Below are 22532 nucleotides of genomic sequence, written 5' to 3' on the forward strand. Positions count from 1 at the left end.
ACAACCCTCCCTACGTTCGGTCGCAGGGAGGGTTGTTGATTCAGCGCTATGATACCCCGATGCCCTCGGGGCAAGGCGGGCTAAATCCGCTCGCGGGCGTTATTCGCCGGCGGGCGGTTGTGGTGCGGACGAAGACGGGGTCGAGCCCTCGCCACCATCCTGGCGCGGCTTGCGGGAACGGCGACGACGACGGCGCTTTTGACCCTGGTCGGCCGAGCCCTCGCCACCACGATCTTCGCGCGGCTCGCACTCGTCGCGAGCGGCACCACGCGAAGCCTTGGCAGCCGCTCCCCCGCCATCTCCGGGACGACGGCGCGTGACCTTGACCTCGCCATCCGAGACCTGATCGGCAACGGAGGGCACTGAGGGCTTCTGTTGCGCGCCCGAGGAATGGCGACGGCGCGGACGCGGCGCGCGCTCCTCCTCGCCACGTGACTTGCCGCCCTTGTCGACAGGCGCATCGGAGGCCGAGGGACCCTTGGAAGCGGCACCAGCCTCGCGAGCAGCTGCGGCGCGGAAGGCGTCCTCGCGCTCCTCGCTCGACAGATGACGACGGCGACGGCGCGTGGGGTTCATGCCACCGCCGCGGTTTTGCTGCTGGGGCTGCTGAGCCTCGCGCTCGCGAGAGGCGTTCTTGCCCGCGGCTGCAGCCTCGGCAGCATCGCCCGAGCCTGCGCGCTTGCGACGACGACGGCCACCGGCGGCCTCCTCGGCCTCAGGCGTTGCGGCATTGCCACGGCCCTTTCCGCGGCCACGACCCTCGCCCTGGCTCTGACCGGCGCGAGCATCGGAATCAGCATCACGGCGACGGCGCTTGGGCATCGATATGCCCGCCAGGCGATCAGCGTTCGACAGGCCATCGCCCACGTCGACGCCGTTCTCGCGGTCGAGCTCCATGAGCGCCAGGCGCATCTCGGGCGACTCGATGCGCTCGAGCACATCGCGCGTCACGCAGTCGGGGCGGCAATTGCAGCCCTGCTCGGCAGCCTTCTTCTTGCAGCCCTCCGAGCAGGTCATATCGGCCAGGTTGACCTTAAAGACTTTGCCGTTCTCCAGGCGCAGCACCAGCTGCTCACGCGGCGTGTCATATTCCTGAATACGCGCCTTGCCGAGCGGCGTATCGATGAGCGTCTTCTTTTTGGGCGCACGGCTCTTAAAGTCCTTGTAGGCCTCGAACTCGTAGCGCAGGCAGCACATCAGGCGGCCGCACACGCCGCTGATCTTGGACGAGTTGAGCGGCAGGTCCTGCTCTTTTGCCATGCGGATCGAGACGGGCTCAAACTGTCCGCCAAAGCGCGTGCAACAGAGCTCCTGTCCGCACTGGGCATAGCCGCCCACCAGGCGGGTCTCGTCGCGCACGCCGATCTGGCGCATGTCGACGCGAATGTGCAGCGTCGAGGAAAGGTCCTTGACGAGCTGACGAAAATCGACGCGCTCCTCGGCCGCAAAATAGAACACGGCCTTCTCGCCGCCAAACAGGTACTCCACGCCGACCGGCTTCATCTCGAGGTCGAGCTCCTTGACCAGGCGACGGAAATCGACCATGGCCTCGTCGCCCTGGATGGCCAGATCATCGGCAAGCTGCAGGTCGATGTCGCTCGCCACGCGCAGCACGGGCTTGAGCGGCTGGCCGATCTCGTCCTGCGGTACCTCGAAGGGATCGGCCGTGACCAGGCCGATCTCGGTTCCGCGCTCGGTGGAGCAGATGGCATAATCGGCCTCGAGGATATCCAAATCCTGCGGGTCGAACCACAGGTCGCGCGAGGCGTAGGTAAACTTAACGGGTACGACTAACGGCATTTCAGTGCCTTCCTGATATCGAACAGCATGACCTCGATGGCCAACTGGGGAGTAACGTTTCTGGCGATGTTGCGCTCGGCGGTCGCAACCGCCTCGAGCGCCTGGGTGGCACCCGCAACATTGGTCGCGGCGGCAAGCCGACCGATCGCGTCGCGCACGTCCTCGTTCACCACGTCGGTTGCCTCGTCCTGAAGTGTCAGCAGCACGTCGCGCATGAGCGTCCGCGCGCTCGCCAGCGCTTCCATGATACCCGAACGCTCGCGCGCGTTGAGTTCGCGCTTGTTGCGGTCCTCAAGCTGCTTCAATGCTCCACGCGACAGGTAGTCGGCATTTTGCTCGAGCACCTTTTCCTGCGTGGACTTGACCTCGGCGAGCGGCGCCTTAACGGCGACGATGAGTGACTTGGCGCGGCTGAGCACGTCGGCCTCGTCGGCGGCGATGAGCGAATCGATGGCGCGAACCATCTGGCGGCGAGCATCCTGACGCTCGGCGCTCTTGAGGAACTCGATGCCACGCGTGGGGCTTCCCGCCACGGCGACGGCCATGCGACAACGCGCGATATCCTGACCGGTGGCGCGGCTCACGGCCTGCGCGGCGACGGCGGGCGACACCAGCCGAAACGGCACGCACTGGCAGCGGCTCACGATGGTGGGCAACATCACGTCTGCCGAGGTGCCCAGCAAGATAAACATAACGCCCTCGGGCGGCTCCTCGAGTGTTTTGAGCAGTGCGTTGGCGGTGTTGGCGCGCAGTTGCTCGGCACGGTCGATGATGTAGACCTTGGCCTTGGCGCGAATGGGTGCCAGCGGCACGTCATCGAGCAGCTCGCGGGTCTGGGCAATAAGGTAGCCCGTGGCGCTCTCGGGCGTGTAATAGTGCACGTCGGGATGCGTATGCCGAGAGACGCGCACGCAACTGTCGCATGCGCCGCAGCCGTCCTGCTCGCACAGGAAGGCTTGGGCGAGCGCCCACGCGGCATCGAGCTTGCCCGCGCCGGGGGCGCCCAAAAACAGGTAGGCGTGCGATGCACGGCCGCTGGCGACGGCATTGGTCAAAAAGTCGCGCACGCGCTCTTGGGTGTCGAGCTTGGCCAGCAGGCTTGCCTGAGCGGGGGCCATGTTACTCGGCCTCCTTGGCAAGCGCGGCGGCGACAGCATCCTGGGGGATATCGAGACCGTACGCGCGAACCTGCTCGACCGTCTTCTCGAAAACTTCCTCGACGGTCGTAGTGGCGTCGATGAGCTTTACGCGGTTTGGCTCCTCGGCAGCAATGGCACAAAATCCCTGGTACACACGCTCCTGGAATGCTATGCCCTTAGCCTCCATGCGATCTGCCGCGCCACGGGCTGCCATGCGTAGCGCCGCCTGCTCGGGCGTGATGTGGTAGACGAGTGTGAGCGCCGGGTGCGTTCCCGCGACGGCCAGGTTGTTGGCGTCGCGCACCATCTGGCGGTCGAGGCCATCGGCAAACGCCTGGTAGCAGGTCGTGGAATCGTAGAAGCGATCGCACAGGACCACCTTGCCGGCCGCAAGGGCGGGGGCTATGACCTCGTGCACCAGCTGGGCACGCGCAGCCTCGTAGAGCAGCAACTCGCAGGTGTCGCCCATCGCCATATTGGCGGGGTCGAGCAGCAGGGCGCGGATCTTTTCGCTGATGGCGGTGCCGCCCGGTTCGCGCAGGCTCACAACCTGGTGGCCAGCGAGCTCGAGCGCGCGGGCAAGCAGGCGCGCCTGCGTGGACTTGCCGGCACCGTCGACGCCCTCGAGCGTGATAAAGCTATGTTGAGCAGGCTCAAAAGCCATGGGCGCAGCCCCTTCCTACAAGGCGCGTAAATGCGAGTTACAGCAACCAAGCCATGATACCCCAGTGCTCGGCGCGTCCCCAATGGCTAAAGGTGCCTTTCCAAAGTTGCGGTGAAATAGGGACTGATTGAAGCTCTGAGACCGCCAAACAGTCCCTATTTCACCGCAACGTATGATGGGGAATTTTGGATGCTGGGTATAATCGTCGTATTGCATTGAAATGTGGCGAAAGGAGTGGCAATGTCTCGGTATTGCGCCTCGTGCGGCAAGCTTCTTGAAGATAATGCCAAGTTCTGCACCTCGTGCGGTGCACCCGTTGAGCAAACAGCCGCGAGCGATAGCCAGCCCGCTTTTGAGCAGACCGGCTCCCTTGATACGCCGCAAGCCAAGGCGGACGACCCCCTCGCCTATAGCCCCGACCCCGCCGCAAGGACCGAGGCCGTCGAGACCACGCAGCGCATACCCGTCGCGAGCGGCTCGCCCCAACAGCAGCCGGCTCCCGCATACGCGCCCGCTTCGCCACAGACCCCCGCTCCCAAAAAGAGCGGCACCGGGCCGCTTATCGCCGTTATCGTTGTGCTGGTGGCGATCATCATCGCCCTGGTCATCTTCTTTGCGATCAGACCGTTCGACAACGCCGCCACGCAGACGACTGCCGAGGTAGCTAAGCTGCACCATGACGTCGACGACGATGACCTAAAGCCTCTCGGCGATCCCAACAGCCTGTACGACGATGATGACGATGACGACGAGGATGGCGGCGAAGCAACGCTCTCTGAGCAGAACCTCTACCGTCGCCTGAGCGAATACTACGACCTGCTCGAAGATCTCGACAGCCAGGTCCGTGGCTGCGCGCAGAACTTCAACGGCAACTATCTGGAAGAGGATCGAACCACCCGTCAAAATCTCGCCGACGTCGCCGAGCGCACGGAGGACACCATCGAGCAGTATTACGACATCGTCGAGGACCTGGACGTCCCGACGAGCTCCAAAAACTACAGCTCCTGGAAGGACATCATCGCCCTGTACGACGACCTGGATCACCGCATTGACGCAATCTGTGATGCCTGGGAGATCAGTCTGAAATACGCCAAGCCTGCGGACCACAAGAATGAGATCGTGGCGCCGCTGTCGCGCGACAACGCGGCGGGCACCAATGACAATAAGTACCGCCTAGACTTTGAGGAGCGTTATCCCGGCGCCAAGCCTGTCGAGGTGAACTAGCGCTTTGTCGTTCCCGAGCCGGCAGTTAGGGACGTTCCTAAACTGCCGGCAGAAAAAGAACGTCCCTAACTGCCGGTCAAAAAAACGAGCGAGGATCGCGGGGTCCTCGCTCGTTTTTTTGGGCAATGTTTCGACTGCGCCGTTACTTGTCGGCGGCCTTCTTGGCCGTCGTCTTCTTGGTGGTCGACTTCTTGGCGGCAGTGGCTTTCTTAGCCGTCGTCTTCTTTGCCGTGCTCGCCTTGGTTGTGGTCTTGCGACCGCGGGCGGGCTTCTTCTCCTTGGTCGGGCAGTCCATGTTGACGCAGATACGCCACGGACCGCGCGCCGTGTTGACCACCACGATGGGGGCGCCGCACTCGGGGCAGGTCTCGCCCGTCGCCTCGAGCTTGCCGCGCGCCGGCAGCGGATAGCTCACACCGCAGTCATCGTAGTTGGTGCAGCGGATAAAGCGCTTGCCGCTCTTCTCGCTCTTGTGCGCGATCAGGTCGCCGTGACGTCCGGCCTCGGCACACACCTTGCACTCGCCCACCTTAAGATCGGGCTCGTAGTTGGTGGGGCACGTGGGGTTCACGCAGATCTCGAAGGCCTTCTGGCGGAATGGCTGGCACTTGATGCGCGGCGCGCCGCACTCGGGGCACACGGCGGCCTCGCCCTCGAGCGGGCTCACCTTGACGCCACTCGGCACCGGATAGGTCACGTCGCAGTCGGGCCAACCCATGCAGCCGATAAAGCTGCCGCGGGTCTTGGCGCTCGTCTTCATAACCAGGTCCTTGCCGCACTTGGGGCAGGCGCCCACGCGCGCATCGGCCGTGACGGCGTCGCTGATGGCGTCGCCCAGCTCCTGCGTATGCTTGAGCAGCTCGTCGAGCACGCCGGCCAGCAGCGCGCGCGAGTGCGTCACGACATGCTCTTCGGTGTCCTCGCCGCGCTCCACGCGGGTCATGTCGCCGTCGAGCTCGCTGGTCATATCGGGGCTCGTGATGCGCGGAGCAAACTGCGACAGCGCGTCGATGATGGCGATGCCCAGCTGGCTCGGCTCAACGGGATCGTTTTTGAGGTAGCGCACGGCATACAGGCGCTCGATGATGCTCGCGCGCGTGGACTTGGTGCCCAGGCCGCGCTTTTCCATCTCCTGCACGAGCTTGCCCTGGCTGTAGCGCGCGGGCGGCTCGGTCTGCTTGGCCTCAAGCTTAATGTCGAACACGTCGACCGTGTCGCCCTGCTCAAGCGGCGGCATCTGCTCATCGCGCTTAAGACCGTACGGGTACGCCTCGCGGAAACCCGGGGTCACGAGCACGTCGCCCGAGGCCACGAACGGCTCACCGTTCACATCGAGCTCGAGCTTGGTGTTCTCGATAGTCGCGGGACCCATGAGCGTTGCCAGGAAGCGACGGGCGATGAGGTCGTAGAGCTTGCGCTGGCCGCCATCGAGCGTGGACGGATCGCCCTCGCCCGTGGGGTAGATAGGCGGGTGGTCGGTGGTCTCGACCTTGCCGCGCGTGGGCTTCATGGGGCCGGCGAGCACCTTTTTGCACACGGGCGCCAGCGCCGGGTTGATCTTTGCCAGGTCGCTCACCACGGCGCCCAGATCGAGCGTCGCGGGATACACGGTGTTGTCGACACGCGGGTAGCTGATGAGACCGGCCATGTAGAGGGACTCGGCGATGCGCATGGTACGCGCAGGTGAGATGCCCTCGGCCGCGGCGGCAGCCTGCAGCGAGGTCGTCGCAAACGGCGTGGGCGGCTGCTGCTTACGCGAGCGCTTGGTCACCGCGGCGACGGTTGCCGTCGTAGCGCCGTCAACGTGACCGTACGCCGTCTCAGCAGCATCCTTGTCGGTAAAGCGCGCCGTCTTGTGCGCAATCTTAAAGCGGTCATCCTCGGCAGCACCCTGAGCGGCACCCATGCCGCGAATCTGCCAATAGTCCTCGGGCACAAACGCCATGCGTTCGCGTTCGCGCTCGACCACCAGAGCGAGCGTCGGCGTCTGCACGCGGCCGGCGGAGCGCACGTTGCCAAAGCCGCCAAACTTGGCGAGCGTCAGGTAGCGCGTGAGCACCGCGCCCCAAATGAGATCGATGTGCTGGCGGCTCTCGCCGGCGTCGGCCAGATTCTGGTCGAGCGAGACAAGATTATCGAAGGCCTGCGTAATCTCGGCCTTGGTAAACGAAGAATACTGGGCGCGGGCGACCGGCAAGTCAGGCGCAACCTCGCGCACTTTGTTGAGGGCGTCCGAACCGATCAGTTCGCCCTCGCGGTCGAAGTCCGTGGCGATAATGACGCTGTCGGACTTCTTGGCAAGGTTCTTGAGCGAGCGGATGAGCTCCTTCTCGGCCGGCAGCTTAATGACGGGCGCCCAGGTGAGGTAAGGCAGGCTCTCGAGCTTCCAGCCCTTGATGGAGATACCATCGGCAAGAAACGGCTTGCGCTTGGTGTCGTAGGGCGGACGTGCCAGGCCATCGGGCATATCGGCCGGCAGCATCTCGCCGTCCTCGGTGACCGAATACCAGCCCAGCTTTTTATCGAACAGCACGCTGTCGCAAAAATCGGGCGCAAGGATGTGACCGGCAAGGCCGATGGTCACGCACTCCTCGCCCTTCCACTCAAAACGGTAGATGGCGGTGTTGTACACCTTGTCCTTTTTGGGTTTGCCCGTGGACAGACGCTCGGCAATCTGACGCGCGGCGTCGTTTTTCTCTGCGATGATGAGCTTCAAAAGAGGCTCCTATCTCGTGTCTCTGCGGCTACGCCCGCCCGTATGGCGGCCGACTTACGCCCTTGCTTGCTCAATCTGCCCGATGAGCCAATCGCACCAGGCATCCATGCCCTCGCCCTTGCGCGCGCTCACGGCAAACCGCGGCGCCTGCGGATTGAGGTCATCGAGTGTCTTAGTATACCTATCCATGTCAAAATCGAAAGCCGGAGCCACGTCGACCTTGTTGAGCAGCTGCGCGCCGGCGTGTTGGAAGATGCCCGGGTACTTGATGGGCTTGTCGTCGCCCTCGGGCACCGAGAGAATCATGATGGACAGGTTCTCGCCCAGGTCAAAGTCGACCGGGCAGACCAGGTTGCCCACGTTTTCGATAAAGATGACGTCGATGTTCTCCAGACCGACGGCCTGGTCGAAGGCATCGACGGCCTCCATGATCATGTTGCCCTCGAGGTGGCACAGGCCGCCCGTGTTGATCTGAATGGCGGGCATGCCGGCTTCCTTCATGGTGATGGCGTCGACGTCCGAGGCGATATCGCCCTCGATGACGGCACAGCGTAGGCCGGCTTTGTCACGCAGGCGCTCGTTGGTGCCCAGAATCGTGGTGGTCTTGCCCGAGCCGGGGCTCGACAGCACATTGATCACGTAGGTGTTTGTCTCATTAAATCGCTGACGCAGCTGATCTGCCAGGCGCTCGTTGCGCGACAGAATCGGCGATGCAATATCAATCGTTTTCTCGCCCATACTTAGCGCTCCTTACTTTGGCCCCTTTATACCCCATCACCAGATGGCTAGCGGGCTAATCGTCGGGGGTTTCGATTTCGATACTTGCGATATCGAGCTCGCGGCCGTGCAGTAGGCGCACGTTGGCACCACCACACTGAGGACAGCGACAGTGGAAGCGATCGTGGTCGAAAACCTCGCCGCAGTCTAGACACTCGCTTTGTGGATGGACCTCCTCCACGGCAAGCTCGCAGCCGCGCGTGAGCGGGTCCTCGTCGCGAAACGTCTCCCACGCAAAGTCGAGCGCCTCGCGCACAACTTCGGTCATATCCCCGATACGCAGCGTTACCAAAACGGCGCGCGAGGCCCCCGCCCCACGCGCCGCGCGAATCACTGTATCGAGCATGCCGTTGACAATGCCAACCTCGTGCATACCGATTTACTCCTCGTCGTCCTCGTCGTCCGAGAACAGGTCCAGACGGCTCACGAACAGGCCCTCCTTGCCCTCGCGCGCGGTAATGACCACGCGAGCGATGGCGAGCGAAATCTCGTAGAGCGAGAGCAGGGCGCCATACATGAGACCCAGCGTAACGGGCGAGCCGTCGGGCGTAATCACAGCCGAACCCACGAGCAGGCCTACGTACACGTAGCGCCAGGCGCTGCGGAAGGCCGCATAGGACACGATGTGGAAAACGGACAGGTAGAAGATGATGAGCGGCAGCTCAAACGCCACACCAAAGCCGATCATAAAGAGCAGCTCCATGTTGACGTAGTTCTCCAGATCGGGCAACGCCGTAGCGACAGCCGAGGTCTCGCCGATGAGCCACTCAAAGCCCGCCGGGATGATGATGAAGTAGCAGAAGATGGCACCCAGGAAGAACAGCACCGTCGAGGCGAGCACCGTGGGCACAACCCACTTGCGCTCGTTGGGGCGCAGTGCCGGCAGGAAAAATGCCAGAATCTGCCAGATGATCATGGGCGTGCACATGACCACGGCCATCTTGATGGCAAGCGAGAAGCGCAGGCCAAAGCCGCCGAGCGTGGTGGTGATGTAAAACTTACCGTCCGGCACAAAGGAGCGGATGGGGTCCTCAAGAATATCGAGCACCACGGGCGTGGCAAAGTACAGCACGATGGCGGCGGCAAACACCGAAACGACCACGATGGTCAGGCGGCGACGGAGCTCTCCCAGGTGATCGAAGAGCGGCATGCGCGCAGGTCCGATCGGCATTACTCATCGCCTCCCTTCGGGGCGTCGGCGGCAGCAGCCTCGGCATCGTCCTCGACCTCGAGCTCGCGAGCGAGCTGGTCGACGACGGCCTTGCGCTTGCGGGGACGACGGGCGTAGAGGTCAGCCGTCGTGGGCTCTGCCGGCTCGGGCTCGGGCTCTGCAGCAGGCTCGGGCTCGACGGCAGCAGCAGGCTCTGTACCCTCGGCCTCATCAACAGCGCCTTCGCCCTCAGCAGCACCCTCGCTTGCGGCCTTCTCGGCAGCAAGACGGGCGCGACGCTCGGCAAAGGTCTCCTTCTTGGCGGGCGCTGCCGTCTCGGCGGCATCCTCGTCCACATCGGAATCGTCGTCGGTCGCAGCAGTCTTCTTGGGCTTGACCGGGGCCGACGCGGCCTCGCTCACCGGATCGATAATCTCGGACTGAACAACGGCCGTCATCTTTTCCTGCGTCTCGCGGAACTGACGGATGGCACGGCCGATCGTGCGGCCCATCTGCGGGAGCTTATCCGGGCCAAACAGCAAAAAGCCGAAGACCACGATGATCGCGAGCTCACCCTCTCCAATACCAAACACACATACCTCCAAGGCTCGATGTGAGTCGAGCCCGCACCGCGCCATTCGGCCGGAACTCGTCTATTCATTCGGTCAAGTATAGCGCCCGGACGCCAAAACGTCCGAGCGCATCACAAACATATGCCAAACGGCACGCCCTTTTGGGGGCAAAGATTATGCAGCGGTGATCGAAATCTCCTGGTCGACGCCCAACAGCTGAACCACGCGCATCACCGGGGGCTGCACGTTGACGCAGCTAAAACGCTTACCATGATCAGCTGCGTGGTGTGCGGCACCCACAAGCACGCCAATGCCCGTCGAATCGATGTAGCTCACCTGGGCAAAATCGAGCTCAACGGCCTCAGTGGGCTGCTCGAGCGCCAGGTCGATGGCATTGCGCAGGCTATCGGCGTTAGAGATATCGATCTCACCGGTCACCTTAATGGTGTAGAGCTCTGGCGTGGGGTTGGTGGAAATACCCAAATCCATGTATACGCTCCTTTACGTATCGAAAGTGCGGATAGTACTAGGCGCGGACTTGCGGGGCCCTACGCGTTAGGCGCGCTCGGCACGCGCAAGCTCGGCAGCGACGAGCTTGACAGCCAGCACCAGCACATCGAGCGCAGCCTCCAGGTCCTCGACCGTGGGATAGCTCGGCGCGATGCGGATGTTGGTGTCGCGCGGATCCTTGCCATAAGGCCAGGTGGCACCAGCCGGCGTGAGCTTGACGCCCAGGTCGGCACAAAGCGCGGCGACCTTCTGGGCCGAGCCCTCGGGGCCATCGAAACTCACAAAGTAGCCGCCATGGGGATGAGTCCAAGTGGCGCAACCCGTGTTGCCCAAGCCCTCGGTGAGTTTACGCTCAACGGCCTCAAAGCGCGGGCGCAGGAACTCGGCATGCTTTTTCATGTGCTCCTTGACCGCCTCGATGGTGGGAAGGAAACGCACGTGACGCAGCTGGTTGAGCTTGTCGGCGCTGATGAGGCCGGCCTTCAGGCGCTTGGAGAACTCGGCGATAACCGCGGGGCTCGCACCAATAAAGCCGATGCCGGCGCCCGGGAAGGTGATCTTGGACGTCGAGGCAAAGGCCACCACGCGATCCTCGGTGCCCGCCGCGCGAGCGAGGTCAAAGATATTTGCGAGCTCGTCGGTCTCGTCGTACAGGTCGTGCACGCAGTAAGCGTTGTCCCAAAAGATGCGGAAATCGGGCGCGGCCGTGGGCATCTCGACCAGGCGGCGCACAGTGTCCTCGCTAAAGGTGATGCCCGTGGGGTTGGAATACTTGGGCACGCACCAGATGCCCTTGATGGAATCGTCGGCGGCAACCAGGCGCTCAACCTCGTCCATGTCGGGGCCGTTGTCGGTCATCGCGACGGGGACGTTCTCGATGCCCAAGTCGGCGGTGATGCCAAAGTGGCGATCGTAGCCGGGAACGGGGCACAGGAACTTGACCTTCTTGCCGTCGTGCGCGGCCTCGTAGGCGTCCCAGGGCTCGCTGCCGCACGAGCCACAGCGCCAGAACATGCCGGCGATGTCATGCTCAATCAGCAGGCTCGACGAGCCCAGTACGAGCGTCTGCTCGGCAGGGCAACCCAGGAACTCCCCCGCCAGCTTGCGTGCCGAGGGAATGCCCTCGAAGCAACCGTAGTTGGAGCAGTCGACATTGCCGTCGTGCAGATCGGCATCGGCATTGAGGATATCGAGCATGGGGCGAGAAATGTTCACCTGGGAGGGCGACGGCTTGCCGCGCGCCATGTCGAGCGCCAGGCCCTTGGCCTTGACCTCGGCAACCTCGGCTTTAAGCGCCTCGATGGCGGCATCGAGTTCGGTGGTTTCCATCTTCTGGTAGATCGTCTGCATGGGGTGCGACCTTTCGCGAAGCGGTACGTTGCAGTTCGTCTAAGTATAGACCGCCATCGTCGCAACGTTATGAAGCCGTGATAGATTAAGTTCATCGCAATCAATTACGAATCGCCGCGCATGCCGGCGTGGGGCGCCCAAGGAGGCACTATGGAGTACGGATCGTTTCAGGCCGAGGAATTCGGCGACTTGCAGCGCCTGGTCGACGGACTGTTTTACGACCGCCACGCCATCGACCGCCTGGATCTGATCGTACAGGCCGAAATCTTGGACCTGGCGCCCGACCTCATGGAGATCGTGAATCTTTTGCCGCCCGGCTACTACGACCGCCAGTCACTTTGCGACCAGCTCAACTCCGCCTTGGCCGCCCACGGCTGGGGCGCCGTCTACGGAACGGTGGAATAAGCCTAGTCATTTAAGAACGTCCCCAATGACTAAAACGCCGCCTGTGATGGTGTTCACAGGCGGCGTTTTCAAACTTGTATGTGCCCTTACTCGTCCTTGGACGCGGGATGCTTGCAGACCACGCTCATGTAAATCATGCCGAGCACGGCAGCGGTGACCGAACCGGCAAGAATGGCGGCCTTGGCAGCCAGAACCTCAAACTGGGCCGTCGGGAAGGCAAGGCCGCTGATGAGAATCGACATGGTAAAGCCGATACCGCCCAGAATGCCCACACCGGCAATCATGTGCCAGTTGACATTGCGCGGCAGCTCGCAGGCCCTAAGCTTAACCAGGGCAAACGTCATGCCAAAGATACCGATCGGCTTGCCCAGCAGCATGCCAAAGTACACGCCGAGCGTCACCGGGTCGGTGAGCAGCGTGCTCATGTCCACGCCCACTAGGCGAACCTGTGCGTTCACGAACGCAAAGATCGGCAGGATCACAAAGTTGACCGGCGTGGAGATCAGACGCTCCATGCGGATGAGCGGCGGGGTCACGCGGTGCATGACGCGCTCGACCTTGGTGGTCGAGACGGTAAAGTCATGCTGGCCCAGGATGTGCGCCTCGTCGTCGTAGCGGTCATCGAGCAGCGGCAGGCACTCGCCCAGCCAATCGGTGAGACTATCGAGCTTGACGCCGCACTTGGCCGGAATGGTGAAGGCCAGGATGACGCCGGCAAGCGTAGCGTGCACGCCGCTCTTGAACATGCAGAACCACAACAGCAGACCCAGTACCGAATACGGGGCAAGGCGGTAATGCTGCGTCTTGTTGAGCCACACAAGCGCGCAGGTCACAAGCGCGGCGGCGCCCAACCAAAACGGATTGGGGCTCTGACCGTAGAAGATGGCGATAGCGGCGATGGAGATGAGGTCGTCGGCGATGGCGAGCGTCGAGAAGAACACGCGCACGCCGTTGGGCACGCGATTGCCCAAAAGCGACAGCACGCCCAGCGCAAAGGCAATATCGGTTGCCATGGGGATGGCCCAACCGTTGCGGGCGCCGGCATGGTTAAAAATCAGGTAGATGCAGGCGGGAACGACGACGCCGCCCACGGCCGCCAGCATGGGAAGCATGGCCTGACGCGGATTCTTGAGCTCGCCGACCGTCATCTCGTACTTAAGCTCAATGCCCACCAACAAAAAGAAAATCGCCATGAGGAAGTCGTTGACGAAAAGCTCAACGGTGAGGCCAGCCGTCAAATGCCCCAGACCCACATACAGCGGGGTCTCCAAAAAGTGATGGATGGCCTCGTAGGCATCGGTATTGGCGCAGATGACGGCGGCGATGGCGGCGATGACCATGACGGCGGCGGAAATCGTGCCGTTCTCGGCGATGCGCTCCCAAATGTCGTGACGTTCAAAGCGCTTGCGCTCACGAACGTTGAACAGCTGCTCGGGTGCTGCCATGGGCGGCTCCTTTCACGGGATGGCTCCCGTCTTAAAAAAGCACGGCCCGCCCAAGTGGCGGCGCCGCGCTCTAACGTATTACGCTTGCATCTAGCCTACCCTGCACGACAAGCACGCAGGCGTGGCCGAAAAGCGGAACCACAGGTTGAACATTATTTGCTCAACGGCGCGGGCACGCCTGTCCAAGAGACGACGCGGCGCCGTGCACAAAAAACGACCGGAGCGCGGGGCGTCCGCGATCCGGTCGTCGGTGTTAGGTCAAAAGAACCTAGCAGGCGGCCATGATGGGGGCAGCGACCTGCTTCTTACGGGAGAGGACGCCCGGCATCCAGACGCCGTCGTGCTCGTCGGCAATGCCCAAGCCCTTCTGAGCAGCCTCGGTCTCGCCCTCGAGCAGGACCTGCGAGCCCTCTTCCATGATGTCGGTGATGCACAGGACAATGCCGTCAGCACCCTTCTCGGCGGCGTAGGCGCGCATTGCCTCACGGATCTCGTCGATCATACCGAGTGCGCGGGTCTTGTCGACGGTCTCGTACTGGCCGATGAGCAGCTTCTTGCCAGCGGGCTCGAACATCTTGATGTCATTGCCGACCATCTCGGCTGCGGTGAAGGAGCCGGACGGACGGGTGAGGAAGACCTCCATGCCAAACTTGACCGGGTCGACGCCCACCTGCTCGCCGAGCTTAGCAGCGACGGCGCGGTCGACATCGGTGGTGGTGGGGCTCTTGAGCATGAGCGTGTCGGTCATCATGGCCGAGAGCAGCAGCTTGGCCTGTACATCGGAGAGCTCAACGCCGAGCACGCCGGCGAGCTTGGTGACGATGGTGCAGCTGGAGCCCCAGGGCAGGCAGATGTAGTGCAGCGGGCCGGCGGTCTCGAAGTCGCCGATGCGGTGATGATCGACAACGCCAAAGACCGTGGCGTCCTTAAGGCCGGCGACAGACTGGGCAGACTCGTTGTGGTCGGTGAGGACGACGAGCTGACCGGCCTCGACGGAATCAATCACGCGGGGCTCGGCGATGCCGGCGTCGGCGAGCAGCTTGGCAGACTCTGCCGGAAGCTGACCAAGGGCGCAAGCCTCGTAGGTGTTGCCGGCATACTCAACCTGGTTGAGCAGCTGGGACAGGACGACGGCGCTCATGATGGCGTCGTTATCGGGGTTCTGGTGACCAAAGACAAGAACGTTTGCCATGGATATCCTCCACTTGATATGTGTACTTGGACGTAGCTATGGTAGCACGCCGATGCCGAGCCTTCGCAGACGGAAGGGCCACGGCATATTTTGGGGCAGGCATGGGGGCCAAGGCTGTCCCTTTTGCACCATGTTGGTGCAAAGTAACCTGACCCCCTTGCACCAGCTATTTACCGGCGGCGCGCAGGGCTACGTAGGCGGCACCGATAATGCCGGCGTCGTTTCCGAGCGAGGCGACCTTAATGGGCGTCTCGCGCGAGGCAGAAAGCGCGTACTGCTTAAAGTGCTCGCGGACCTTGTCGAGGTAGACGTCGGCCGAGGCGGAGGCGCCGCCGCCGATCAGGAACATCTCGGGGTCGACCACGTTGGCGATAAGCGCCAGAGCGCGGCCGAGATAATCGGCCATGGTATCGGCCGCGGCCAGCGCGAGCTTGTCACCCTCGCGGCAGGCCTGGAACACGTCCTTGGAATCGGAGGGGCCGGTGAGCTCGATGGGCTCGACGCCCGCCTTCTTGCACTCGGCAAGGTAGTTGCTCACCACGCCGGTGGCGCTGGAATACTGCTCCAGGTGGCCATGGCCGCCACAGCCGCAGGTGCGCTCCTCGTCGGGATTCAGGCACATGTGGCCAATCTCGCCGCCCGCGCCCACAACGCCCGATACCACGTCGCCGTTGACGATAACGCCGCCGCCCACGCCGGTACCGATGGTGACCATCACCACGTTCTGCACGCCCTTGGCAGAACCGAGCCAGGCCTCGCCCATGGCAGCGGCGTTGGCATCGTTCTCGTACTTAACGACCGCGTCGGGGCAGTGCTCCTGGATGGCGATCCTAAGCTCGGGCAGGTTGATGGCAATGTTGGCCTTGACCTTGGCATCGCCCGACGCCGGGATGGGGCACGGAACGGCCAGGCCAATGCCCGCCACAAAGGCGCGCGGGATCTGCGCCTTGGCGACCACCTGGTCGATAGCCTCGGTCACCGCGGCAAAGCCCGCAGCGTCAACGATGGGAGGCGTGGGAACACTGGCCTTGGCAAGCAGGTTGCCGTCCTCGTCGAACAGGCCCTCCTTAACCGAAGTGCCGCCGACGTCGATGCCGATGTAGTACTGCTTAGGTTCCATGGGAGCCCACCTTTCTCGTTTAAACATTGCCTGTATGGTACCGCTCCCCAGGCAAAAACCTGTCAAAAAGGGACAGGTTTGTTTTGGCAGGTTTTATCTGGGAAAACGCAAGGCATGAGATTCGGTTCGCTGGGCGGCAAAACGGCCCAACCCCATCTTCGAGCCGATCAATTTGCTCAATACCACATTATTCGAATGCATATTCATTTAGAGCGCTCTAGTTGATATAGAAAAGCGTTTTTTGATTATATCTTTCTCGAACTTTTCAAAAACGCAATAGGGATGCTTAGGCGTAGACTATACTTTCGTTTGTACTCAATCAAGCCGGAAAGGAGGTTCCATGATTCCCAAATACGAGGCAATAGCTGCAGATATCCGTCGAAGCATCGAGGACGGCGCTCTAAAGCCGGGCGACAAGCTGCCCACCGTCGTTGAGTTCTGCGAGCTCTATAGCGTTTCCAAAATCACCGTCAAACGAGCTGTTGAGCAGATTACCGATGAAGGTCTTGTTACCAGCCGGCGCGGATCGGGCACCTACGTTAAGGACACGGCGGGGCTTCCCGGCCAGGCGTTTTTCCAGGGCAAGAACGATCGCTCCCAGGGCTTTTCGTATGAGCACCGCGGGGAGAAGGTGACCTCGGTGGTCTACGATTTCTCGATTGTCAATCCGCCAGCAGACGTCGCTGCCCAGCTGGGAATTGCCGAGGACGACTTTGCCTATCACATCGTGCGCGTGCGCCAGGTCGACGAGAAGCCCATCGTTATCGAGTACACCTACATGCCCCTCGAGCTGATTCCGGGCCTTAAAAAGAAAGACCTGTATGGATCGGTCTACAGCTTCATCCGCAAGCAATGCGGGCTGAAGATTTCGAGCTTCCACCGCACCATTCGCGCCGTAGCGGCAACCGAGGAAGAGGCTGAGCGCCTGGACACCAAACCCGGCTCTCCCCTGCTCGAGCTCAACCAGATTGGCTTTTTGGATAGCGGCACCGCCTTTGAGCATTCGATCTCGCGCAACGTTGGTGACCGCTTTGAGCTGCACAACGTAACGTTGGCATAGGTTTTTGTAGTCATGCGGGCGCTCGTTACGGCTCGTTTAGAGTGGGCGGCCGCGCAACACCATGGGGGTATGAACATGTCCGATTTGATTAAACTGACGCCGATCTTTCACGAGAAGATCTGGGGCGGCCGCCAGCTCGAAACCGTATTTGGTTATGACATTCCCGAGGGTCCCATCGGTGAGTGCTGGGCCATCTCGGCACACCCCAACGGCGACTGCCAGATCGCTGAGGGCCCGTACGCCGGTCACACGCTGTCATGGCTGTGGGCCGAGCACCGCGAGCTCTTTGGCAACTGCGAGGGCAAGGAGTTCCCGCTGCTCATTAAGATTCTGGACGCCAAGGACGACCTTTCGATCCAGATCCATCCCAACGACGAGTACGCCGCCGAGCACGAGAACGGTAGCTTGGGCAAAACCGAGTGCTGGTATGTGCTGGACTGCGAGCCCGGCTCCACGATCATCGTCGGCCAGCGTGCCAAGGACCGCGCCGAGGCCGCACAGATGATCGAGGAAGGCCGTTGGGACGACATGCTCAACGTACTGCCGATTCACAAGGGCGACTTTTTCCAGATTGATTCCGGTACCGTGCACGCCATCAAGACCGGCACGCTCATTTTAGAGACGCAGCAGTCGAGCGACGTGACGTATCGCCTATACGACTACGATCGTCCCGGCACCGACGGAAAGCTGCGCCCACTTCACATTGAGCAGAGCCTAGATTGCATCAACTTTAACGCGCAGGCACCGACCGACGGTACCGTAACCGCGCGCGAGGTCGATGGCGTAACCGAGCTCGAGTCCAACCCCTGCTACACCGTCGATCGCGTGCGTGTCGACGGCAGCAAGACCCTCGACCAGCGCTGGCCTTTCATGTGCCTGTCGGTCATCGACGGCGAAGGCACCGTCTGCGGCGACCCCGTCCACAAGGGAAGCCACCTGCTAGCTCCGAGCACCGTCAGCTCCATCGACCTCGAAGGCAAAATGGAATTGATCATCAGCCACCTCTAGGTCGCACCAACAACCAAAACGCAACAAGGGGCTCCCCCGCTCATCAAACGGGAGAGCCCCTACTCACATCTATTTATCAGCCCACCCGGCTCTCCAGACCAAAAAACGAACGAGCAAAGCGACGTTCGCAAGCAGCCTTATCAAAGGACCTGGGAGGGCGTATGGGGCAACATCGATCGCGAGTTCCGCACGCAAAGGAGAGCACTTAATGTGCTCTCCGTCTTGCGCAGGACTGCCCGAGCAGGCGATGTTGCCCTATACGCCCACCCAGGTCCGCCGGGATTACGACAGCTTGACGATCGGTGCAAAACCTTTCATGAGCTTTTTAGTCTGGCCGGTTTTTTCGAATTGAACCTCGATCATGTCTCCGGCGACCGAGATCACGGTACCGGTGCCAAAGGTCTTGTGGCTCACGGTATCGCCCGCGGCAAAGTCCTGCGACGCGCTGGCGCGATCGACCTTGCGCTCCACCGTCGGCGACACCTTGGACGACGGCTTTTTAGCTCGCGGCGCGCCCGAACCAAAGGTCGAGGCAACACGGCCGGCGTCGGGCGAAACCCCGCGATGGCGCTCGGTGCCATAGGTGCTGCCACCAAAGAAATCGTCGAAGCTCGATCCGCCGCGCGAACCGGAACCGCCGGTCGAGCGCGTATGCGAACCGAACACCTTGCCGCCATACATATCCGAGCCCATGCCCGAGCCAAAGGTGCCGTGACGGTCGCCGCGCTTCTCCCAGCCCGTGCCCTCAAAACCGGCAGAACCGATACCGCTAAACTCGATATCCTCAAACGGAATCTCGTTGAGGAAGCGAGAGCGCGGGTTGGCAGAGGTCGAGCCGTAGGTGCGACGCGTGGCCGCATAGGTCAGGAACAGGCGCTTACGGGCACGCGTGATGGCAACGTAGGCCAGGCGACGCTCCTCCTCGAGCTTGCCCGGGTCATCGCTGCCGCCAAAGTCGTGCACGTGCGGGAAGATACCCTCCTCCATGCCGGCCACGAACACCGCCGGGAACTCCAGGCCCTTGGCGGAGTGGATGGTCATCATGGTAATGGCATGCGTCTCGCCGGCCAGGGAATCCAGGTCGGAGCGCAGGGCCAGCCACTCCATGAGTGCCGGCAGTGCCTTACAGGTGAGCGGACCGTAGGTGCGCTCGACCTCGTCGGCATGCACGGCGCCCGCCGGTAGCTCTGTTGGCACGGCATACGCGTTGCCCGCGATGGCGGCGGCCAGGGCATCCTGCGGCGAGAGCGCCGGGGCGGCTAGGCTATCGAGCGGATTGGAGCCCGCGGCGTCACGAGCGCCGACAAGTGCCTCAAACGAGGATGCCGGAGCGGACGGCCCCGGCTCGGACGCGGGCGCACTCACCACGACGGACTCGGACTCGGCGACGGACGGCACGTCGGCAACACCGGCCGCGCGCAGCTCTTCTAGACTCTCGAGCGTACCCTCGATATCCTCGTGCGTCTCCTCAAATTCGGCGGCGACGCCCAGGAATTCCTGGATGTTCTCGGCGCGACTCTCGGACTCCATGGTGCCCTCGGCGCGAAACGCCTGCAGCAGGCCCGTCTTATCGACAATCATCTCGACGACGTCCTTGAGCTCGCCGTCCATGCGGCGGCCCTCGCGCACCAGCGCCACAAAACTCGACAGGCCGTTGCGCACCTTGGCACTAAACATGCCCGTCTCGGCTGTTGCGATCTCGCAGGCCTGGAAGAACGAGCAGCGGTTGTCGCGCGCCAGCTGCTCGATCTTTTGGATCGAGGTGGAGCCGATGCCGCGGCGCGGCGTGTTGATGACGCGCTTGACGCTCATCTCGTCGGCCGGGTTCACGATCATCTTGAGGTAGGCCATGACGTCGCGAATCTCGGCGCGGTCGAAGAATCGCGTGCCGCCGACGATCTTGTAGGGCACGCCCGCGCGCAGGAACATATCTTCGAGGATACGCGACTGGGCGTTGGTGCGGTAGAACACGGCGATATCGTCGTAGCTCGTACCCTTGGCATGCAGCTTTTCGATCTCGCCGGCAATCCAGCGACCTTCGTCGCGCTCGTCGCTTGCCTGGAAAGCCTGAATCTTCTCGCCATCGCCCTCGGCCGTAAACAGGCGCTTGTCCTTGCGCTGCGAGTTGTGGCGAACAACGGCATTGGCGGCGCTCAGGATGTGACCCGTGGAGCGATAGTTCTGCTCCAACTTGACGGTCTTGCAGTTTTTAAAGTCCTGCTCAAAGTCCAGGATGTTGGTGATGTCGGCGCCACGCCAGCTATAAATGGACTGGTCGTCGTCGCCCACGACCATGAGGTTTTGGTACTTGGCGGCCAGCAGGTTGGCGATTTCGTACTGGACGTGGTTGGTGTCCTGATATTCGTCGACGCTAATGTAGCGGAAGCGCTCTTGGTACTTGTCGAGCACCTCGGGGCGGGTGCGCAGTAGCTCGAGCGTGCGCACGAGCAGGTCGTCGAAGTCCATCGCGTTGGCGGCGCGCAGGCGGCGCTCCAGCTCCAGGTAGACTTGCGCGGCCTTTTTGTCGTTGGGGCTATCGGCGCTCTTGAGCATGTCCTCGGGCCCGATCATGGCGTTTTTAGCAGAGCTGATCTTGCTGCGGATCATGTTGATGGGGAACTGCTTTTGCTCGATGCCGAGCGCCTGCATAATGTCGCGCACCATGCGCTTTGAGTCGTCGTCATCGTAGATGGTGAATTGACCGGTATAGCCCAGCAGGTCGGCGTCCTCGCGCAGCATGCGCACGCACATGGCATGGAAGGTGCACACCCACATGCCACGGGTGCCGCTTGGGATGAGTACCGCCAGACGCTCGCGCATCTCGGCCGCAGCCTTGTTGGTAAACGTGATGGCAAGAACCTGCCAAGGCTTAACACCCAGGTCGCCGAGCATATGTGCGATGCGGAAGGTCAAGACGCGGGTCTTGCCCGAGCCGGCGCCGGCGAGCACCAGCAACGGGCCCTCGGTGGACAGGACCGCCTCGCGCTGGGCGGGATTAAGGCTGTCGATGTCGACGAGCGGCTTGGCGGGCTTGGGCGCCGGCGCGGGAGCGTCGTAGATGTCGAGCGGAACGAGCTCGGGCTCCGGCGCAGCGGGGGCGGTGTATGCATCGAGCGGCACGGGTTCCGGCGCGGGCGGCACGGGCGCGGCAGTGTTCTTTTCCCAGGGCAGGGGCTGGGTCATGGGCGACTCCTCATCTGACGGACGGCGCGCCTGCGGGCAGCGCCATAGTTTGAGCCGTACCAGTATACCGAGCCGCGCGGACACCGACGCAAATCACACCACGACTCCGTGCGCCACCATCGGACCCACCCCATCGCCCAAAAAAGAGGGCAGCATAGACCTTTTGGTCATGCCACCCTCTTTGAATGACAAGCTGTCGCTCTGGCCGCCGCGCAGCGTCGACTAAGTTAGAGGCCGAGCATGGGCTCCAGAACGAAGAAGTATACGAGCACTACGATGCCCAGGATGATGCGGTAAACACCGAAGCACTTAAAGTCGTGACGGCGGACGAAGCCCATGAGCCACTTGATGGCGATGAGCGAAACCACAAAGGCAACAACGCAGCCCACGCCCAAGATGGCGATCTCGTTGGTGCCGAACGTGCCGCCCTTGATGAAGTACTTGACCAGCTTGAGCGCACTCGCGCCAAACATGACAGGGATGGCCAGGAAGAACGTGAACTTAGACGCCACCGAGCGCGTGCAGCCCAAAAGCAGGCCGCCGATGATGGTAGAACCGGAGCGAGACGTACCAGGCACCAGCGAAAGCACCTGGAAGCAGCCGATACCCAGCGCAGTCTTCCAGCTGAGGTCCTCGAGCGTGGCGATGGAACCAAAGTCCAGATTCTCGTCATCGTCCTCATCCTCAGCGGTAGCCGTGGCGGACGCCGCAAAGTGCGCACCGGCGGGACGTCCACCCGACACCACAGCACGCGAACCAAACGAACCGGCAACGGCCATTTCCTCGCGCTTGCTCGCGCGCCAGTTCTCTATCACGATAAACAGCACGCCGTACACAATGAGCGCCAGCGCCACGACGGGAGCGTTGTAGAAATGCTCCTCCATCCAGTCGTTGAGCGGCAGGCCGATCGCCGCCGCAGGAATGCAACCGAGCACAATCTTGCCCCACAGCACCCAGGTGTCGCGACGGCCCTCCTTGCCCTTGCTGGGCGAGAACGGGTTGAGCTCGTGGAAAAACAGCACGCAGACGGCCAGAATGGCGCCGAGCTGAATCACGACCAGGAACATATTCCAGAACGTCTCGCTCACGTTCATCTTGACGAACTCGTCCACCAAGATCATGTGACCCGTCGACGAAACGGGCAGCCATTCGGTGATGCCCTCGACCAGGCCCATGAAGGCAGATTTTAGAAGCTCGATAATATCCAAAGGGACCCC

At 62.3% G+C, this 22532-nt stretch carries 19 protein-coding genes; 4 read left to right on the top strand and 15 right to left on the bottom strand.

The features are described 5' to 3' along the window. Window positions 1–99 precede the first annotated feature (99 nt). From DWZ15_RS07610 to tmk, 3 genes are read right to left on the bottom strand one after another with little or no spacing between them, the layout of a single operon-like run. Window positions 100–1800, bottom strand: a complete 1701-nt coding sequence (locus DWZ15_RS07610) for a regulatory iron-sulfur-containing complex subunit RicT (protein WP_118450276.1) — start codon at window positions 1798–1800, stop codon at window positions 100–102. Then, entirely contained in the window at window positions 1791–2918 is a 1128-nt protein-coding gene (locus tag DWZ15_RS07615; protein ID WP_118450278.1) for an ATP-binding protein, read from the bottom strand. Before DWZ15_RS07615 ends, DWZ15_RS07610 begins: the two co-directional genes overlap by 10 nt. A 1-nt stretch (window position 2919) precedes the next feature. Then, window positions 2920–3603: a dTMP kinase gene (gene tmk, locus DWZ15_RS07620; RefSeq protein WP_118450280.1), complete on the bottom strand. Its 684-nt coding sequence runs from the start codon at window positions 3601–3603 to the stop codon at window positions 2920–2922. Between the two features lie 240 nt (window positions 3604–3843). Here tmk and DWZ15_RS07625 point away from each other — a divergent pair, with 240 nt between their 5' ends. Further along, window positions 3844–4827: a zinc-ribbon domain-containing protein gene (locus DWZ15_RS07625; protein ID WP_118450282.1), complete on the top strand. Its 984-nt coding sequence runs from the start codon at window positions 3844–3846 to the stop codon at window positions 4825–4827. A gap of 142 nt (window positions 4828–4969) precedes the next feature. Here DWZ15_RS07625 and DWZ15_RS07630 read toward each other — a convergent pair whose 3' ends face one another. The 7 genes from DWZ15_RS07630 to DWZ15_RS07660 all read right to left on the bottom strand — a co-directional run bounded on the left by DWZ15_RS07630 (window position 4970) and on the right by DWZ15_RS07660 (window position 11902). Beyond that, window positions 4970–7543: a DNA topoisomerase I gene (locus tag DWZ15_RS07630; protein ID WP_118450284.1), complete on the bottom strand. Its 2574-nt coding sequence runs from the start codon at window positions 7541–7543 to the stop codon at window positions 4970–4972. Between the two features lie 54 nt (window positions 7544–7597). Then, window positions 7598–8281 carry a hydrogenase nickel incorporation protein HypB gene (hypB, locus tag DWZ15_RS07635; RefSeq protein ID WP_118450286.1) on the bottom strand — a complete coding sequence of 228 codons (684 nt, stop codon included), beginning with the start codon at window positions 8279–8281 and terminating at the stop codon, window positions 7598–7600. A 55-nt stretch (window positions 8282–8336) separates the two neighbouring features. Then, window positions 8337–8693 (bottom strand): hydrogenase maturation nickel metallochaperone HypA, encoded by a 357-nt coding sequence (gene hypA / locus DWZ15_RS07640; RefSeq protein WP_118256865.1) that lies wholly within the window; start codon window positions 8691–8693, stop codon window positions 8337–8339. A 6-nt stretch (window positions 8694–8699) separates the two neighbouring features. Further along, window positions 8700–9491: a twin-arginine translocase subunit TatC gene (gene tatC, locus DWZ15_RS07645; RefSeq protein ID WP_055285525.1), complete on the bottom strand. Its 792-nt coding sequence runs from the start codon at window positions 9489–9491 to the stop codon at window positions 8700–8702. Beyond that, window positions 9491–10063 carry a twin-arginine translocase TatA/TatE family subunit gene (locus DWZ15_RS07650; RefSeq protein WP_158566546.1) on the bottom strand — a complete coding sequence of 191 codons (573 nt, stop codon included), beginning with the start codon at window positions 10061–10063 and terminating at the stop codon, window positions 9491–9493. The genes tatC and DWZ15_RS07650 overlap by 1 nt, the downstream gene beginning before the upstream one ends. 153 nt (window positions 10064–10216) lie before the next feature. Next, window positions 10217–10531, bottom strand: a complete 315-nt coding sequence (locus DWZ15_RS07655) for an STAS domain-containing protein (RefSeq protein ID WP_089572422.1) — start codon at window positions 10529–10531, stop codon at window positions 10217–10219. A 66-nt stretch (window positions 10532–10597) separates the two neighbouring features. Beyond that, window positions 10598–11902 carry an aminotransferase class I/II-fold pyridoxal phosphate-dependent enzyme gene (locus tag DWZ15_RS07660; protein WP_118450288.1) on the bottom strand — a complete coding sequence of 435 codons (1305 nt, stop codon included), beginning with the start codon at window positions 11900–11902 and terminating at the stop codon, window positions 10598–10600. Window positions 11903–12052: 150 nt separating this feature from the next. Between DWZ15_RS07660 and DWZ15_RS07665 the strand changes: the two genes are divergently transcribed. After that, window positions 12053–12307, top strand: a complete 255-nt coding sequence (locus tag DWZ15_RS07665) for a hypothetical protein (RefSeq protein WP_022093864.1) — start codon at window positions 12053–12055, stop codon at window positions 12305–12307. Window positions 12308–12393: 86 nt separating this feature from the next. On the opposite strand, the gene nhaA is transcribed toward DWZ15_RS07665, so the two are convergent. The 3 genes from nhaA to DWZ15_RS07680 form a co-directional block, all read right to left on the bottom strand. Further along, complete coding sequence (nhaA, locus tag DWZ15_RS07670) at window positions 12394–13752, bottom strand: Na+/H+ antiporter NhaA (protein ID WP_118450290.1); 1359 nt, start codon at window positions 13750–13752, stop codon at window positions 12394–12396. A 268-nt stretch (window positions 13753–14020) separates the two neighbouring features. Next, the gene (locus DWZ15_RS07675; protein ID WP_118450292.1) at window positions 14021–14944 is read right to left on the bottom strand and encodes a manganese-dependent inorganic pyrophosphatase; all 924 of its coding nucleotides are present in this window, start codon (window positions 14942–14944) and stop codon (window positions 14021–14023) included. Window positions 14945–15110: 166 nt separating this feature from the next. Further along, window positions 15111–16064 carry an ROK family protein gene (locus DWZ15_RS07680; RefSeq protein WP_229057836.1) on the bottom strand — a complete coding sequence of 318 codons (954 nt, stop codon included), beginning with the start codon at window positions 16062–16064 and terminating at the stop codon, window positions 15111–15113. Window positions 16065–16404: 340 nt separating this feature from the next. On the opposite strand from DWZ15_RS07680, the gene DWZ15_RS07685 reads away from it, so the two are divergent. Both DWZ15_RS07685 and DWZ15_RS07690 read left to right on the top strand, forming a co-directional pair. Next, window positions 16405–17124 (top strand): GntR family transcriptional regulator, encoded by a 720-nt coding sequence (locus tag DWZ15_RS07685; RefSeq protein WP_118450296.1) that lies wholly within the window; start codon window positions 16405–16407, stop codon window positions 17122–17124. A gap of 75 nt (window positions 17125–17199) precedes the next feature. Further along, window positions 17200–18132 carry a type I phosphomannose isomerase catalytic subunit gene (locus tag DWZ15_RS07690; protein ID WP_369833260.1) on the top strand — a complete coding sequence of 311 codons (933 nt, stop codon included), beginning with the start codon at window positions 17200–17202 and terminating at the stop codon, window positions 18130–18132. Window positions 18133–18414: 282 nt separating this feature from the next. Here the strand turns inward: DWZ15_RS07690 and DWZ15_RS07695 are convergent, their stop codons facing one another. Both DWZ15_RS07695 and DWZ15_RS07700 read right to left on the bottom strand, forming a co-directional pair. Continuing rightward, window positions 18415–21315, bottom strand: coding sequence for an ATP-dependent helicase (locus DWZ15_RS07695; protein WP_118450300.1), 2901 nt, complete (start codon window positions 21313–21315; stop codon window positions 18415–18417). A gap of 227 nt (window positions 21316–21542) precedes the next feature. Further along, window positions 21543–22523 carry an undecaprenyl-diphosphate phosphatase gene (locus tag DWZ15_RS07700; RefSeq protein WP_118450302.1) on the bottom strand — a complete coding sequence of 327 codons (981 nt, stop codon included), beginning with the start codon at window positions 22521–22523 and terminating at the stop codon, window positions 21543–21545. Window positions 22524–22532 lie beyond the last annotated feature (9 nt).

It is taken from the genome of Collinsella sp. AF29-7AC (assembly GCF_003475665.1).
GTDB lineage: Bacteria > Actinomycetota > Coriobacteriia > Coriobacteriales > Coriobacteriaceae > Collinsella.